The 15,111-nt window shown below is 58.9% G+C and carries 13 protein-coding genes and 3 pseudogenes; 7 read left to right on the top strand and 9 right to left on the bottom strand.

The window, feature by feature from the left end:
• Complete coding sequence (locus tag LPU83_RS61310; RefSeq protein WP_024316662.1) at positions 1–1,722, bottom strand: arylsulfatase; 1,722 nt, start codon at positions 1,720–1,722, stop codon at positions 1–3.
• Positions 1,723–2,195: 473 nt separating this feature from the next.
• Positions 2,196–2,354 carry a hypothetical protein gene (locus LPU83_RS61305; protein ID WP_157997376.1) on the bottom strand — a complete coding sequence of 53 codons (159 nt, stop codon included), beginning with the start codon at positions 2,352–2,354 and terminating at the stop codon, positions 2,196–2,198.
• Positions 2,355–3,213: 859 nt separating this feature from the next.
• Here LPU83_RS61305 and LPU83_RS61300 point away from each other — a divergent pair.
• A complete protein-coding gene (locus LPU83_RS61300; RefSeq protein ID WP_024316659.1) occupies positions 3,214–4,149 on the top strand; it encodes a HEPN domain-containing protein in 936 nt (311 codons plus the stop codon).
• Positions 4,150–4,698: 549 nt separating this feature from the next.
• Here LPU83_RS61300 and LPU83_RS61295 read toward each other — a convergent pair.
• Both LPU83_RS61295 and LPU83_RS61290 read right to left on the bottom strand, forming a co-directional pair.
• Positions 4,699–4,980: a hypothetical protein gene (locus LPU83_RS61295; RefSeq protein WP_024316657.1), complete on the bottom strand. Its 282-nt coding sequence runs from the start codon at positions 4,978–4,980 to the stop codon at positions 4,699–4,701.
• A gap of 376 nt (positions 4,981–5,356) precedes the next feature.
• A complete protein-coding gene (locus LPU83_RS61290; RefSeq protein WP_082321283.1) occupies positions 5,357–5,566 on the bottom strand; it encodes a cold-shock protein in 210 nt (69 codons plus the stop codon).
• Between the two features lie 315 nt (positions 5,567–5,881).
• Between LPU83_RS61290 and LPU83_RS61285 the strand changes: the two genes are divergently transcribed.
• From LPU83_RS61285 to LPU83_RS61275, 3 genes are all read left to right on the top strand, one after another.
• Complete coding sequence (locus LPU83_RS61285; RefSeq protein ID WP_024316655.1) at positions 5,882–6,112, top strand: hypothetical protein; 231 nt, start codon at positions 5,882–5,884, stop codon at positions 6,110–6,112.
• 254 nt (positions 6,113–6,366) lie between these two features.
• Complete coding sequence (locus tag LPU83_RS61280; protein ID WP_024316654.1) at positions 6,367–6,621, top strand: hypothetical protein; 255 nt, start codon at positions 6,367–6,369, stop codon at positions 6,619–6,621.
• 451 nt (positions 6,622–7,072) lie between these two features.
• On the top strand, positions 7,073–7,591 hold the full coding sequence (locus LPU83_RS61275) for a hypothetical protein (protein WP_024316653.1): 519 nt from the start codon (positions 7,073–7,075) through the stop codon (positions 7,589–7,591).
• Between the two features lie 180 nt (positions 7,592–7,771).
• Here the strand turns inward: LPU83_RS61275 and LPU83_RS61270 are convergent, their stop codons facing one another.
• Positions 7,772–7,963: a DUF6494 family protein gene (locus tag LPU83_RS61270; RefSeq protein WP_024316652.1), complete on the bottom strand. Its 192-nt coding sequence runs from the start codon at positions 7,961–7,963 to the stop codon at positions 7,772–7,774.
• Positions 7,964–8,476: 513 nt separating this feature from the next.
• Between LPU83_RS61270 and LPU83_RS61265 the strand changes: the two genes are divergently transcribed.
• The 3 genes and pseudogenes from LPU83_RS61265 (at position 8,477) to LPU83_RS61255 (ending at position 11,547) form a co-directional block, all read left to right on the top strand.
• Positions 8,477–9,787, top strand: a complete 1,311-nt coding sequence (locus LPU83_RS61265; protein ID WP_024316651.1) for a CmpA/NrtA family ABC transporter substrate-binding protein — start codon at positions 8,477–8,479, stop codon at positions 9,785–9,787.
• Positions 9,788–9,845: 58 nt separating this feature from the next.
• Positions 9,846–10,739 carry a nitrate ABC transporter permease gene (gene ntrB / locus LPU83_RS61260; protein WP_024316650.1) on the top strand — a complete coding sequence of 298 codons (894 nt, stop codon included), beginning with the start codon at positions 9,846–9,848 and terminating at the stop codon, positions 10,737–10,739.
• 11 nt (positions 10,740–10,750) lie between these two features.
• Positions 10,751–11,547 (top strand): annotated as a pseudogene (locus LPU83_RS61255) (ABC transporter ATP-binding protein).
• 105 nt (positions 11,548–11,652) lie between these two features.
• Here LPU83_RS61255 and LPU83_RS61250 read toward each other — a convergent pair.
• The 4 genes and pseudogenes from LPU83_RS61250 to LPU83_RS61235 all read right to left on the bottom strand — a co-directional run bounded on the left by LPU83_RS61250 (position 11,653) and on the right by LPU83_RS61235 (position 15,074).
• Positions 11,653–12,198, bottom strand: a complete 546-nt coding sequence (locus LPU83_RS61250) for a GNAT family N-acetyltransferase (protein ID WP_024316649.1) — start codon at positions 12,196–12,198, stop codon at positions 11,653–11,655.
• A 9-nt stretch (positions 12,199–12,207) separates the two neighbouring features.
• Positions 12,208–12,768, bottom strand: a complete 561-nt coding sequence (locus LPU83_RS61245) for a flavodoxin (RefSeq protein WP_029710229.1) — start codon at positions 12,766–12,768, stop codon at positions 12,208–12,210.
• A gap of 28 nt (positions 12,769–12,796) precedes the next feature.
• Positions 12,797–13,992 (bottom strand): annotated as a pseudogene (locus LPU83_RS61240) ((R)-mandelonitrile lyase).
• A gap of 66 nt (positions 13,993–14,058) precedes the next feature.
• Positions 14,059–15,074 (bottom strand): annotated as a pseudogene (locus tag LPU83_RS61235) (zinc-dependent alcohol dehydrogenase family protein).
• Between the last annotated feature and the right edge of the window lie 37 nt (positions 15,075–15,111).

Genomic DNA, 15,111 nt, shown 5'->3' with positions numbered 1-15,111 from the left:
CTATTCGCCTGGATGGTGCTGTTGCTTCATCGCCTGAACCTGTTGGATGACCTGTTCGAGATTATAGCTGGCCGGGTCCTGCATCGGCGGATAGTCGATATAACTCTGGAGTTCCTTCAGCCACAGCGCCTGACCGATAGGCAGCATGTTCCAGTCGTAGACGTAGGCAGTCGCTGGAGCAGAGATCGCTCCACCCATACCTGTAAGGGTTTTGATCTGCTCGCCTATCGACGTCTCGAACGGATCACGCTTGATATTGACCACCTGGGTCCAGTGGAACGGGAGGACGCCTGCGAGGAAGCCTGTGGGCGCATCCGATACCATTGCGAAATACATCTTCCAGTTCTTGTAGCGAACTGCCGACGGATCCTTGCCGGAATAGTAGAAGAACGTATCTCGGGCAGATTTTTCCGAAGTCCCTTCAAGATAGTCCCGCTGATTGACGCCATCGAGCGTGGTCTTGGCGATTCCCGGATAGGCGCCCTTCTCGATCTCAGCCTTCAGTTCGTTCTTCTTGGGTCCGCCTGCGATGTCGACCAGTGTCGGCAGCCAGTCGAGAGAGGCGAAGATGTCGTTCTTTACTGTGCCCGGTTTGATGTGGCCCGGCCAACGCACGACGAGCGGCGCGCGCATGCCGCCTTCCCATGTTGTCAGCTTGCCACCTTTAAACGGGGTAGTGCCACCGTCTGGGAAGGTGATCGTTTCGGCCCCATTGTCGGTGGTGAAGGCGATAATCGTATTGTCGAGCTCTCCCATTTCTTCAAGTTTCTTCAGCACGTAGCCGATGTTGTCGTCCATCTGCTTCATGCCGGCTTCGTTGACACCCCAGTCCTTACCACCAGGTTCGCCGACCATGTTCTGGTACTTGTCCGGAAGCACGGTCGTGATGTGCATGCGCGCGGGGTTGTACCAGACGAAGAACGGCTTTTTCGTCTTCTCCGGGTCGTTGCGGTCGAGGAAATCGATGACGTGGCTCGATATTTCCTCGTCGACCGTCTTCGAGCGCTCCAGCGTCAGCGGGCCTTCGTCCGCGCAGGTCTGGTTGGCGGCGGTGCCGTCCGAGGATTTGCACGCCAGCACGGGCCGTGGCGGCATCAAGCATAACGTCGTTTTTGGGTCCACCGCCGCAGGGTCGTCTTTGAGGCCTGGGATCGGCGTGTTCTTGCACGCCGGAGCAATTGTCTGCTCGGTCGGCGTCCTGTTGATATCCGGGAAACTCACGCCCTGCATGGCGTCGAGGTGGTAGAGATAACCCCAAAACTCATGGAAACCATGGGCGGTTGGCAAGGCGTCCGTGTGATCGCCGAGGTGGTTCTTGCCGAACTCACCGGTGTTGTAGCCGAGGTCGCGCAGGAACCATGCAAGCGATGGAGTTCCCGGTTTGAGATATGACGGACTGCCCGGCAATTGGGGCGGGATCATACCTGTGCGCAGCGGGTGCATTCCGGTGAAGAAGGCGTTCCGGCCCGCCGTGCAGCTCTGTTCGGCGTAGTAGGTCGTGAACATTGCACCTTCTTGACCGATGCGATCGATGTTCGGGGTTTCACCGACCATCAAGCCTTTGTGATAGATACCCGGCTGCATCCAGCCGATATCGTCGCCCATGATGAACAGGATGTTCGGCTTCTTGGCGGCGTCCTGCGCGTGCATCGTCGCAGTACTCGCCAGAAGGCTGGCTGCGACGGCGACCGCTGCTGTTAATAATTGCGTGGTCCGTCTCATTTCGAATGCCTCCCTGAAGGGCCTCCACGTGGATGGCCAAGGTGGTTGAAAGACGATTCAAGGCAAAACGGGGGGTTATTTAGCGACATAAATTGGACAGATCATTTCGACACGGAAGCGCCCTCTGCGGCGCGATATTGCCCCTCGATTTGCAGAAAGAGGGCATGTCCACTCTTCCATATGTTTTCTACATCGTATTAGCGGGTGCAGATATTGCCCTTTAGGGAATCCGATAGGGTTCTTCCCCAAGCTATAGAGCGATGTCCGCGACCGCCTCGACCACCCCGAGGCCAGCCGCGCTCTCGAAACCCGATTGCCGGTAGCGTACTGCGCGCCCTTCTCCACATAGCTGACAACCGTGCACACCTCGACATACTGGAAGTCGAAGGCGAGTTGAGCTGACAGGGCGCGGCCGGCTATAAGCCGCCACGTCCGAGCAACGGGGGCCGGACCTGCGCCGGCCCTCCTTTGTTTCAAGCAGGAAGGACGGATCGACGGGCGATCGCGCGCGGGTCATCGCAGGGGCTGCTGATGGCCGTCATCGCTTCTCGAAAGAGCTGGCGAACGAAATCCTCATTCTGGCCGGATTGGGCATCGATGGCGACGCGCATCTCGCGGTTACCGTGAAGCATCGTTCGCGGGTCCGGACCGATCCTACCCAGCCCGACCTTCGGCAGGTCCATGTCATACAGGCCGAGCTCTTCGAGAGCTTGCTAGAAAAGGCTTCGCTGTTGGTCCGGCCGACCTCGGCGAGAACGTCACTACACGCGGCATAGACCTTCTGGATGAAATCATAGGAGTGAGGCTGCAGATCGCCCCATGGCCAGTTGGAGAGCCTCATGCCGCGCTCCTCCGGAACAAACCGACCTGCGAGAGGATTGGGTCTCTAGAAAGGAATTCGCCATGACAACCATTCCAACCGAGCCGGCTCCAAGTCCTAAGCCTGGTCCCATTCCCGATCTGCCGCCCGATGTTCCGGAGCCGCCGATCGAGGAGCCCGATCCGGACTTGCCGCCAGAAGAAATTCCAAACCCAACTCCAGGCCCAAAAGAGTTTCCGCCGACGATGAGATGAGTTCACGGGCTCCTTCATACCGCGCTCCTCTTCGCGTCGAATGCACCGGCCCGCAGTCTTAGGAACCGCCGCCGCATCCACTTGGTTTCGGGGATCGCGCAGACGCCGATAGTCTCAGCTGCGTCGCGCTGCTCGACCTTCGTAGGCGGAAGAGCCATGCCTCGCGCTGGGCGTGGCCGATGGCGAGGTCTTTCCAATCCTTCCCCGGCGGCTTAATGCCCACGGGATGGAGAGGCGTCCAACGGGCTCCCTTCGAAGAGTAGGCAGCAGTCGTCCAAGGTAACTCGCCTGCCCTGCGCGATGTGGCCCTTCAAAAACTCTCCCGCATGAGCGAGCGTTAATCCCAGCTCCTGATTGTATTCAATCTTTTATTCGCGTAAAAGCTTTAGGGTGTGCAAACACGATGGAACCGCTACGATGGATGCGATTCACACTGAAGGCTTCGACGCTGCTTTGACCCTGACCGACCACATCGAGCACTTGCCGGACAGGAAGCGGCGCGAGTTAGCACGCATCATCGAGATCCTGTTTGCCGAGGTCGAGGCGTTTCAGGCAAGCAAGCTGTCTGCAAAGCGAAATTCCGGCAAGATCTTGAAGTTGATACTGTACGGTTCGTATGGCCGCGGTGATTGGGTTGAGGATCGCCTCAGTGGCTACCGCTCCGACTACGACCTGTTGATCGTCGTCAACAAGAAGTCCTTTGCCGAGGAGCAAGAACTCTGGGAAAGCATCGAGGAGCGGCTGCTAAAAGAGCAGCTCGGCCATCGCATCGAAACGCCGGTCGTGCCGATCGTCCACACGCTCCAGGACGTCAACGATCAGCTCGCCCGCGGTCGCCCCTTCTTCGTCGACATCGCCAGAGACGGCATCGTCCTCTACGAGGCGCGTGGCCATCCCCTGGCGAAACCGAAGCCACTGACGGCGGCGGAGGAGCAGCAGGAAGCGAAGATTTACTTCGAGCGATGGTTTAACAGTGCCGAAAAGTTTTCGGAAGGCACTCAGTTCTATTTTGCCAAGAGTGATCGAAACCACGCCGCGTTCATGCTTCACCAAGCGTGCGAGAACTACTATCACTGCGCACTACTCACACTGACCCTTTATAGTCCTAAATCGCACCGTCTGAAGGTCCTTCGTTCGCAAGCGGAGCGGATAGACAATCGGCTTATCGCGGCATGGCCGCGCGACAGCCGCTTTTCGCGTCGATGCTTCGAGCTGCTGTCCAAAGCCTACGTCGAAGCGAGATATTCGGCGAAATACGCTATCACCACGGAGGAACTCACATGGCTTGCTGAGCGTGTGAGAGTTCTTCAGGATCTCGTGGAAGCAGTCTGCACAGAGCGGCTTTCATTGTAGGCCTTTGGGAGAATGTCCGCGTTGGGATTCGAACCACCGGTCCTGTTATTCAACGTGGAGAGCCGGCGTCTAACAACCGCTTGGTTGGGGGTTCGAATCCCTCCTATCCCGCCATTCGGTCGAATTGCTGTAGATAGGAGCGAGCTTCCGCCTCGATCCCGAGGCGCAACTCCTCATAACATTCAACTTCTTCGCGATCGTGCTCCCGACGAAGCTTTTCCAAGTGTAGATTTGCTAGGCTATAGCATTCCAGAAGTTCACCCATCTCCGGTACAACTGACGAAAGTACGCGACATTCTGGGCGCCTAAGAGCCAAGAGAGCCCATCCGTGCTTGACGTGATCGATCATCGAGTGCGTCATCTCCCCGTTGGACGGCGCATGGCCATCTTACGAAAAACCCAGCATCGAATGGGGACATTCTCAGCCAAGTCACTTTGTCCTTTAGTGTATCCTAAAATAGAGAACGACGATGAGCGCGAGTAAAAATGGTCGAACCTGGTTGCCTTAGAGCCCCCGCTTGGGGCATGTAGGAAAGATGTGGTGAGCCGCTAGTTGAGGACTGCGCGCTGCCTTCCCCGATTCGAGAACTGCTGGACGAGCATAATGCCCTGCTCGAGGAGGACCTCTGCTGCCTTGATATCCCCCGGTGCAAGGTCGCCGGATAAGCCTCGGATTGTATTGGCAACGAACAGTGAATTGGCGACGAAGCGCGCATCGCCTTCATCGCCTGCTGCGTCGGCGGTTGCCTCGAGAGCATCGGCAACGGTCTCGATCAGGCTTGATCTCTCGAAAACGGTCATATCAGTCAGAGTTTTCGAAATGTCGTTCATGATTGTCTCCTCGCGCGTGCCGACGATAGGTCGCAGCGCCGGTATGCAATAGACACGGGTGGCGTACCTGGCAGATGGAGACGATTGTTGGGCGACACAAGTTATGGCAGCCGCGCGCTTATTGCATGGATGAATCAAGAGGAACTGAAGTCTTACAATGCTCAAGTTAATTAACTAGTGAGGACGAGCTGCCCGACAAGGGTCATGCGCACTGAGCTGTTGCTCGTCGCCGATAACGGGATGGCCGGGAAGACGAGCCAAGCGTGCGTAGTGGCAGAATCTATGGACGACAGCTTGAAGGATGCGCACGGTTCCGCAGTCGTCGGCGACGAAATCAAGTCGGCCGATGGAGGGGACCCCGCACTGCGTTCGAGTATTACCGCACTTCGATGTTTACGGCTTTAGGGCCTTTCCCCCTATTGTCTGGCTCCGTATCGAACGACACCTTCTGCCCGTCACGAAGCGATCGGATGCCGGAAGCCTGAAGAGCCGAGATGTGTACGAACACATCATTGCCGCCTCCATCGGGACTTATAAAACCAAACCCTTTGTCGGCATTGAAGAATTTTACTGTACCCGTTGGCATAGATTACCTCACGAACTACGAGACGGCTTCAACATGGAGCCGACGCTTCTCCTTCGCAAGCGAAAATGCGACAGCGAGATACCGCGCTCGTCACGGCGCAAAGGAGTAACGTCACGGACGACCGATAAGTTATTGCCGGCGCTGGAGAGCTAATTCGATCTTCGCCCACATGCTCTTCGTCTGATCGAACGGCGAAGGCAAGGTTAGATACCGTTGCGATTTTGACAAAGGCGATTTCGGCGGCGGACCCACCGGACGCCGTACTTGACACTACGGCCCCAGATGGCAGGTTATCGGAAGGTCGGAGGACTTCTAATGTTTGATATCGGAACCGGTTATCGCTTTGTAATGATCGAGGGAACTTCCGAAGGCTGGGGCGAGCTTTCCTTTACCGAGAAGGTGATCGACATCGATGGGCCGCTTCTGAAGCTCGAAACGGGCCGGATCATCAATTCGCATTCTTCGCTATTCGTCGGCGCCACTCCTGTGACCATGCTTGCTTCCGTATCGGCCATCCCGGAACCTGCAACGCACGTAGTGGCTTGAGCGGAAATCCACGACCTTTTTTCGAGCAAGCGGACCGATTTGTGCGAGGGATGCACCTGACAATCGATTAGCGCTTAAAGAGAAAAGCCGGGATCACGAGTGACGGTAACCACCAACGCGCGATATCATTCATCGATCCCAGCGGGCTGGCGGAAAGCCGTCCATGCCACCAGCGAAAGCGATGGCCTGCCCCGCAACAGCCGCCATAAATCAAGTATAGTCCACATGATTGCAGACGGAGGAGGAGAGAGCAGATGTCCGTCGTCGCCGTACCGAGAAAAGTGGACGCCGAATATGCCATTGAGTACCTCCAGGAGCACCCGGAGGCTGGGCTCTGCTGCGAGGATCTACACTGGTGGATCACGCCGAATGCAAACGAGACCGATCAGCAGGTCCTGCTTCTTGACGTCGTAGAGGCCGAGCGGCTCAAAGATGATCCTCGCGTCCGGCCCGTGTCCGGGATCGCTCATGCGGGCCGGTCACTCTGGGTCGTTCGGCGAATGACATAACCCTGGTATTTTAGTGCACTCAAGCTCTCGGGGTCACAAGATAATTGCAGAACCCCTATAACTGGGTGAGTCCACCTGGCATTGGCATGTCCTGAAGGCAAGGGACCGCGCCTTCGCTGGGTGCTCGTTCATATTTCCGGGATAAGGGAGCAGACGCCATAAGTTTGGAAGTACTTTCTTTTTTTTAAATCGAGAAGAATTCCGTTTTCCTTATTTAGCAAGTGAATATATGGTCACGTTCGGTGGCGCTGCGGTGATTGGAATGGAGGCTCCAAACATCCGAATCCGGCATGGGGCCATGTCAACCGCCAGAGCAGTGTCCCAAGAATTTCACGGCTTCCTTGCATTTGGATATCGATTCTGGCGCTGATTTTTTCGGGTTATCACTGGGTCGCGCAGATCACCACCACGATCCCAGAGCGATTCAGTCTGCACACAAAAGGGGATATCAATGAGAAGCTTCGTGACACTCATCGCGGCGACGTCAGTTGCGATTTCGTCTGCGATGGCAGCCTATGCACAGGCTCCCGTTCCCAAGGCCAGTGACGTGCTTGCTAAATATGGGGAGGTCGAGGGCTGGACCGTCTATACAAATCAAACCCGCGGAGACTGCTTGATCGTGCGCGACTATGGCTCAGGTTCGGTGCAAATGGGGGTCACCGCAAATCAGGATCTGGGATACCTTGGCGTATTCTCGAAGGCGGATATCGGCCTTACGAACGGGACCAAGTCGGAAGTCTTCGTCTCCATCGGAGGTCATCTCTATGGTGGCGTAGCCACCAGCACCCACGGCGAACTCAAGGGCGGATATTCTGGCGGCTACATCCTGACAGACAACCCGGAGTTCAAGCGCGCCGTAGCGAAGAAATATGAAATGATCGTGTTTCCGGAAACCAAGGGAATGTTCGTCGTCGATCTGAAGGGAACTTACAAGGCAATGGCAATGGGCCGCAAGTGCCTCAAGCATTGACCGCCTGCCCTGATAGTCGTCAATCGACGTTCGTTCAACTGTGGCATTTGCGCGTTGTTCCGCAGTCTCGACTTTCATGCCAGCCTGTGTGCTGTTGGCGTCGATTCAGACCCAAATAAGAGCGTATCACGCCCAATGACGCCGCGGTCGGTCCTGCCGGCTCCAGGCGACCAAGCCGGCCTATGGAAGTTCGATCTCGCCGTCCACCACGTGGTTGAGGCTGGTGCCTTCCGCCGTCAGCGTCATGCGGACCTTCAGCTTCCTACTGCTGGTCTGCCCTTCGCGCACCGTCTCCTCGATCTTGCGCTGCGAAGTGACGCCCACTTCCTTCAGGAACTTGCGGATCGACATGTTGAAAGCGTCTTCACTCATGACGGAACTCCTGTGTGTCCTCAAGGGATTGTAAGGGAAGGCAAGTCGTCATGAAAGCAGGCGGTGAAAGCGCGATGCCATAAAACAGACCGCGATCCGGGCGACGGGCAGAAGCAGCCGTTGCGGCCAAGGCGCGTGGCTAAGCTCCCGCATTACTACCTTACTCTCGTGTGCACTGCACAAATAAGCGCTCTCACGAAGATGATCCCAGCAAGCAATCGCACACAAATTGATCACGTTGTATATATGCCCAAGAAATAGACAGTCGCGAAACCATCTGATTTCTCCTTTTTCTTCATACTGTTACGAGCTCTCCTTACAACTGGCACGCTGATTGCAAGGTCTGAGACGCACCGGTCAACGGCGACCGGCGCAGATAGGCGCGGCATAGGCGCCTACACACGACACCGACGTCGCAAGGTTTTTGATGTCCGGGATCCTCCGATCCCGTGACCGCAATTTCCGGCGGCGTTTTTTTGTGTCCAAAATTCGGCCAGCAGAGGGAACCTGCGCATGACAAAGATTTCGACTGGGATTTCGACAACCGGCATTACCCGCCGCAGCATGCTCAAGACGACTGCAACGGCTGCCCTCATCGGCGCCGTCAAGACGGCCTTTCCGTCCGGCGCCTTCGCAGCCGGGGCAGGCCCTGAAGTGAAAGGTGTCAAGCTGGGCTTTATCGCTCTCACGGATTCCGCGCCGCTGATCATTGCCAAGGAAAAGGGCCTTTTCGACAAGCATGGCCTTCCGGAAACGGATGTCGCCAAACAGGCATCTTGGGGCGCGACCCGCGACAATCTTGTGTTGGGCGGCGCAGCAAACGGCATCGACGGCGCTCACATCCTTTCGCCGCTGCCCTATCTCATGCATACCGGCAAGGTGACGCAGAACAATAAGCCGGTGCCGATGGCAATCCTCGCCCGGCTCAATCTCGACAGCCAGGGTATTTCCGTCGCCAAGGAATATGCCGAAACCGGCGTGCAACTGGACGCCTCCAAGCTCAAGGCCGCGTTTGAGAAAAAGAAAGCGGAAGGCAAGGAGGTCAAGGCCGCCATGACCTTCCCAGGCGGCACCCACGACCTTTGGATCCGTTACTGGCTCGCCGCCGGTGGCATTGATCCGAACAAGGACGTTTCGACCATCGTCGTGCCGCCACCACAGATGGTTGCTAACATGAAGGTCGGCAACATGGACGTCTTCTGTGTGGGCGAACCGTGGAATGAGCAGCTCGTCAACCAGGGCATCGGCTTCACCGCAGCCACGACCGGCGAGCTCTGGAAGGGTCATCCTGAAAAGGCGCTCGGGCTCCGGGCCGACTGGATCGAAAAGAATCCCAATGCTGCCAAGGCCCTGCTGATGGCTGTGATGGAGGCGCAGCAGTGGTGCGAGAGCATGGACAACAAGGCGGAGATGGCTGATATCCTCGGCAAGCGCCAATGGTTCAACGTCCCGACGAAGGATGTGCTCGGCCGCCTCAAGGGCGACATCAATTATGGCAACGGCCGCGAGGTCAATGCCACCGACCTCTATATGAAGTTTTGGAAAGACGGCGCCTCCTACCCGTTCAAGAGCCATGATACCTGGTTCATGACGGAAAACATCCGATGGGGAAATCTGCCGGCGAACACCGACATCAAGGCGCTGGTCAACCAGGTGAACCGCGAAGACATCTGGCGCGAGGCCGCCAAGGATCTCGGCGTCGCTGCAGCCGACATTCCCGCATCGTCTTCCCGCGGCAAGGAGACCTTCTTCGACGGCAAGGTCTTCGATCCTGAAAATCCCTCCGCCTATCTCGACAGCCTTTCGATCAAGGCTGCCTCCTGACCCCGCCTCCGGCGCGCAACCGGCGCGCCGGCCTTTCATTCACGTGAGGAGCGCGTTGATGTCCGCCCTGGCAAATAAAGAAAATCCCCCCACGGCCGCCGCTGCCAAGATGGCGGCAAAGGTTCTGCCATTTTCCGGCAAGCATGGAACGCGGCTCGATTTTCGTCGTGCGGGATTGGCCGCACTTCGCAATGTCGTTCCGCCGGCCGTCGTGCTGGCACTCATCCTGCTCGTCTGGCAGGTGCTCTGTTCATCAACCGATGCGTCTTTGCCCTCGCCGCATCAGGTCTGGCAGGAAAGCTATGACCTGATCGCCTATCCGTTCTTCAACTACGGCTCCCAGGATATCGGGCTCGGCTGGCGCGTGCTCGTTTCGCTCCAGCGCGTGGTTTATGGCTTTGGCCTTGCCGCCGTCTGCGGCGTCATCATCGGTGCGATCATCGGCCAGTCGGTCTGGGCGATGCGTGGCCTCGATCCGATCTTCCAGGTGCTGCGTACGGTTCCTCCGCTCGCCTGGCTGCCGCTGTCGCTCGCAGCTTTCCAGGATTCCAATCCTTCGGCCATCTTCGTTATCTTCATCACCTCGATCTGGCCGGTGATCATCAACACCGCCGTCGGCGTGCGCAATATCCCACAGGACTACCGCAACGTCGCAAAGGTGCTGCGGCTCAACCAGTTCGAATTTTTCTTCAAGATCATGCTGCCGTCGGCAGCACCCTACATCTTTACCGGTCTCAGGATCGGCGTGGGCCTCTCCTGGCTTGCCATCGTCGCCGCCGAAATGCTGACTGGCGGCGTCGGCATCGGCTTTTTCATCTGGGATGCGTGGAATTCGTCGCGCCTTCCAGACATCATCGTCGCGCTCGCCTATATCGGCATCGTCGGCTTCGCCCTCGACAAGCTGGTGGCCGCGCTCGGCAAACTCGTCACCCGCGGCGCCGTCGCCAACTGAGGAGCCTCGTGATGAACGCCTATCTCAAGCTCGACCACATCGACAAACATTTCGATCGGGGCGGCGTAAGCGCCGAGGTTCTGAAGGACATCAATCTGACGATTTCCGAAGGTGAATTCGTCTCGATCATTGGCCATTCGGGCTGTGGCAAGTCCACCCTGCTCAACCTCATCGCCGGCCTGGCCCCAGTTTCAGCAGGCGCCGTGCTCCTTGAAAACCGCGAGGTCAACGAACCGGGTCCGGAACGCGCCGTCGTCTTTCAGAACCACTCACTCCTGCCCGGCTGACGGTCTACGAGAACGTGAGCCTTGCCGTCTCCAAACTCTTCAACAGAACAAAGACCAAGGCCGAGCGGCATGACTGGGTCATGGCCAACCTCGACCTCGTGCAGATGGGGCATGCCAAGGACAAGCGGCCTTCGGAAATTTCGGGGGGTATGAAACAGCGCGTCGGCATTGCCCGCGCGCTTTCAATGGAACCGAAGATCCTGCTGCTCGACGAGCCCTTCGGCGCGCTCGATGCGCTGACCCGCGCGCATCTTCAGGATGCGGTGATGGATATCCACGCCCGGCTTGGCAACACGATGGTGATGATCACCCATGATGTCGATGAAGCCGTGCTCCTGTCCGATCGCATCGTGATGATGACCAACGGCCCGGCGGCCCGCATCGGCGAAGTGCTTGATGTGACGATATCCCGTCCCCGCAATCGCATCGAACTCGCCTCCGACCGAACATATCTCAAATGCCGCGAAGCCGTGCTGAAGTTCCTCTACGAACGCCACCGCTTCATCGAGGCGGCGGAGTAGATTGCGCGAAACGAAGACCGGGAAACTCGTCATCATCGGCAACGCAACGGAGCTCGGCCGATGGGATGTCCTTACGAGGATTTGCGGATCGCGAGACGCGTGGACTTAGCGGTCCCGATCCGTGCTCAGTGCATTCTTGGGACGTCTCTTGTCCGCCCCATATGTCATCTCGATCATTGTGGGACGGAAACCGACAGCAGCGAACAAGCTCTGAGCCGCCTGGTTGCGGTATGCCGTCGAGAGCACGAGGAGCTCGGCGCCGTTGGACTTGAGATCGTAAATGGCTGCCTCAAGGAGCGACCTGCCGATGCCCTTACCGCGGCGGGCTGGATCAACGAAGAGATCGTGAATGACACCCGCGGGTCCTCGCAAGGACATGTAATCCCTGCCCTCGTGCGCCGCGTAGACGTAGCCGACGAGAGACCCGCGATCTTCGGCCACGAGAACGACCGCGTCTGGTCGGCCAAGTTCCCTCTCAAGAAAGCTCGCATACTTCGACGGCGTGGCAGACCCGGCCCCAAAGAACCGCGCGGCGTCGAACTGATGGTGAAGCGCGACAAGCGCCGCTCCCCATATCCCGAGAAGCTGCGCGTCCGCCGGAACTGCGGGGCGAACCGTCACGGCGTCCTGATCCGCTGCTGTCTCCGTCATTCTTTCCACCTAGCCGTCCAACCAGCCTCTAACCTGCTCAAGCGTTTGTCGTTCTTGATCGGCCTCCATCGACAACACCGGCTTCAAGTGTGCCCGAGGCGCCAAGGAAGTCACCACGTCGATACTGTTTCCAAGGCCGTATCCCCCGTGGGTTATGAAGGGATATACCGCTTTTTCAGACAAGTCGTGAGTCCGGATAAACGAGCGGATCACCGGCGGCGCTGTCATCCCCCAGATTGGAAAGCCGAGATAGACCGCGTCGTACTGACGAACCTGACGGACCGACGCTCTGAGGGGTGGAAGGTATCCGGACGCTGTCTCGCGGCGAGCCTGCGCGACCGTCTCTTCGTAGTCCTCCGGGTAGGCGACTGCCGGATCGATTTCGAACAGCGCGGCGTCCTTCGCTCTCCTGATCTGGTATGCGATCACCCTTGTGTTTCCTGTTCGCGAGAAGTAGGCGACCAGTGTTTTCGAGCCGCCACCAACCGCCTGCGAAAAGGCGCCTTTCGGAACAGTCGACACGGCGGCCGCGGCGAGCGGCAGGGCCTGCAGGAAGTGGCGTCGAAACATTCAGGCCTCCATCGCTGGTTCGCACCGCTCAATCAAGATTGCGGCCGGCCGGATAGTCTTCATCGGAGACCTTCTCCATCCACGTCACCGAGTTCCCGTCGAGGGCCTCGGCGACCGCGAAGTGCGTCATCGCCTCCTCGGCGGAGGCGCCGTGCCAATGCCTGACCTGAGGTGGTATCCAGACGACGTCACCTGGACCGACCTCCTCGACTGCGCCACCCTGCTTCTGAACCAAACCACGCCCGGACATAATGAAGAGAGTCTGGCCGAGTGGATGGGTGTGCCATGCAGTCCGTGCTCCCGCCGAGAACGAAACGGTCGCACCTCCGATCCGAGCGGGCGCGTCGCCGCGATAGAAGCCCGACGTTTCGACCTTGCCGGTGAAGTACTGCTCCGGCGCGGCCGCCCTGCCCTCGCCTGCCCGGGTCACCTTCAGGTCGGCCGGAGCGGTGGCGGCCTGAGACGCGGCCTCGCGACCTTCGAAGGCCTTCTTAAGAACCGGGACGGCCGACATCGCCCGAGGCCATCCTGCATAGAAAGCCACTTGCGTGACAACCTCCGAAGCCTCGGCGCGCGTCAGGCCGTTATCCATCGCGCGATTAGCATGGAATGGAAGCTGCTCGGGCTGTCCGATCGCGACCAGGGCCGCCATCGTCACCAGGCTGCGGTCGCGGGCCGACAGATCTGGACGCTGCCAAAGGTCACCGAAGAGAACACGGTTGGTGAGATCGGCCAGTGCCGACGCCGTCGGCGCAACGTTCGCGTCGACTGTGGTCGCACGTGCCGCTTCGGCCGCAGCTTCGAGTTCGATGCGCGCGGCGTCGCTGTTGGCGAGGGCGCCGATCCCACGCTCTCGAACACCTTCTTCGTCTCGACGACGGCCGACATCGCGTTCGGCCAACCGGAATAGAAGGCGAGCTGCGTGATCAGCTCGCCGATCTCCTCGGGCTTCACGCCGTTGTCGAGCGCTCTGCGGACATGGCTGCCGGTTTGCGCGATCTTCCCGGTCGAGACGAGCGTCGCGACGGTGACAAGGCTGCGGTCCCGTGGCGACAGCTCCTTGCGTTCCCAAACCTCGCCGAAGAGGACATTGTCCGTGAAATCGCCGAGCCCCGGCGCCGTCTCGTACACGGCCTGCGGCGCGACGCGCTGACGCTTCTCCCGGGCTTCGGCGCCCGTCGCTGCCAATGCCGACATTGCGATGGTGGCTGCAATCTTCTTCATGAGCTCGTCTCCGTCGATGTTGGTTTGAGGGAGTAGAAGAAAAGACCTGCGAAGCGGCCTGTTCCATCAGACGCGAAGAAGCGTCTTGATCGCCCGGCGCTCGTCCATGGCGCGGTAACCTTCGGCGACGTCGGCAAGCGGCACCTCGAGATCGAACACCTTTCCGGGGTTGACCTTTCGATCGAGCACAAGATCCATCAGATACGGCAATAGCGACGCACGGGCGCCGGTCCGCCGAGCAGGCTCTTCTGCTGGAAGAAGAGATTCTGACCGTCGAACGTGACGCCGTGCGGAACGCCGACGAATCCTATCTTGCCGCCCGGACGGGCGCAGTTGACCGCCTGGCTCATGGATTCCTGGGTGCCGACGCATTCGAGAACGGAATCCGCGCCGACGCCCTTCGTGAGTTCCTTGATGCGGGCCACGCCTTCGTCGCCACGCTCGGAGATGATGTCGGTCGCCCCGAACTCGAGCGCGAGATCCTGCCGACTCTTATGGCGGCTCATCGCGATGATCCGCGACGCGCCCATCTGCTTGGCGGAAAGCACGCCCATCAGGCCGACCGCGCCGTCGCCGACGACCACTGCGGTACCGCCCTCTTGGACGCCGGCGGCGTCGGCCGCGTACCATCCGGTTCCGAGAACGTCGGAAACCGCGAGCAGGCTCGCAATGAGATCGTCAGACGGAAGCTGCGCTGTTGCGACGAGAGTGCCGTCGGCGAGAGGAACGCGGGCAAACGGCGCCTGCGCGCCGGTCATGAACTCGCGTTGCTCGCAGGAGGACTGGAAGCCGAACTTGCAGTGGGGGCACGTGTTGTCCGACAGGCAGAAGGAGCCGACCACGAACTGACCAGGCTTGACCGTCTTCACCGCGCTTCCGACTTCCACGACTACGCCGCAGTATTCGTGACCCATGGCGAGCGGCTCGGTGACTTCGTTAGCACCACGGAACGGCCAAAGGTCCGATCCGCAGATGCAGCTCGCCGACAGCTTGATGATGGCGTCGGTCGGCTTGAGGATCTTCGGCTCGGCGACCTCTTCGCAGCGGACGTCGCCCGGCCCGTAAAGCTTCGTTCCCAACATTACTGTTGTCCTTTCATTGTTGAAGTTGAGCCAGATC

Source organism: Rhizobium favelukesii, from assembly GCF_000577275.2.
GTDB classification, from domain to species: domain Bacteria; phylum Pseudomonadota; class Alphaproteobacteria; order Rhizobiales; family Rhizobiaceae; genus Rhizobium; species Rhizobium favelukesii.
Note: the sequence above shows the minus strand (reverse complement) of the source record. Positions and strands in the feature narration are given on the sequence as shown.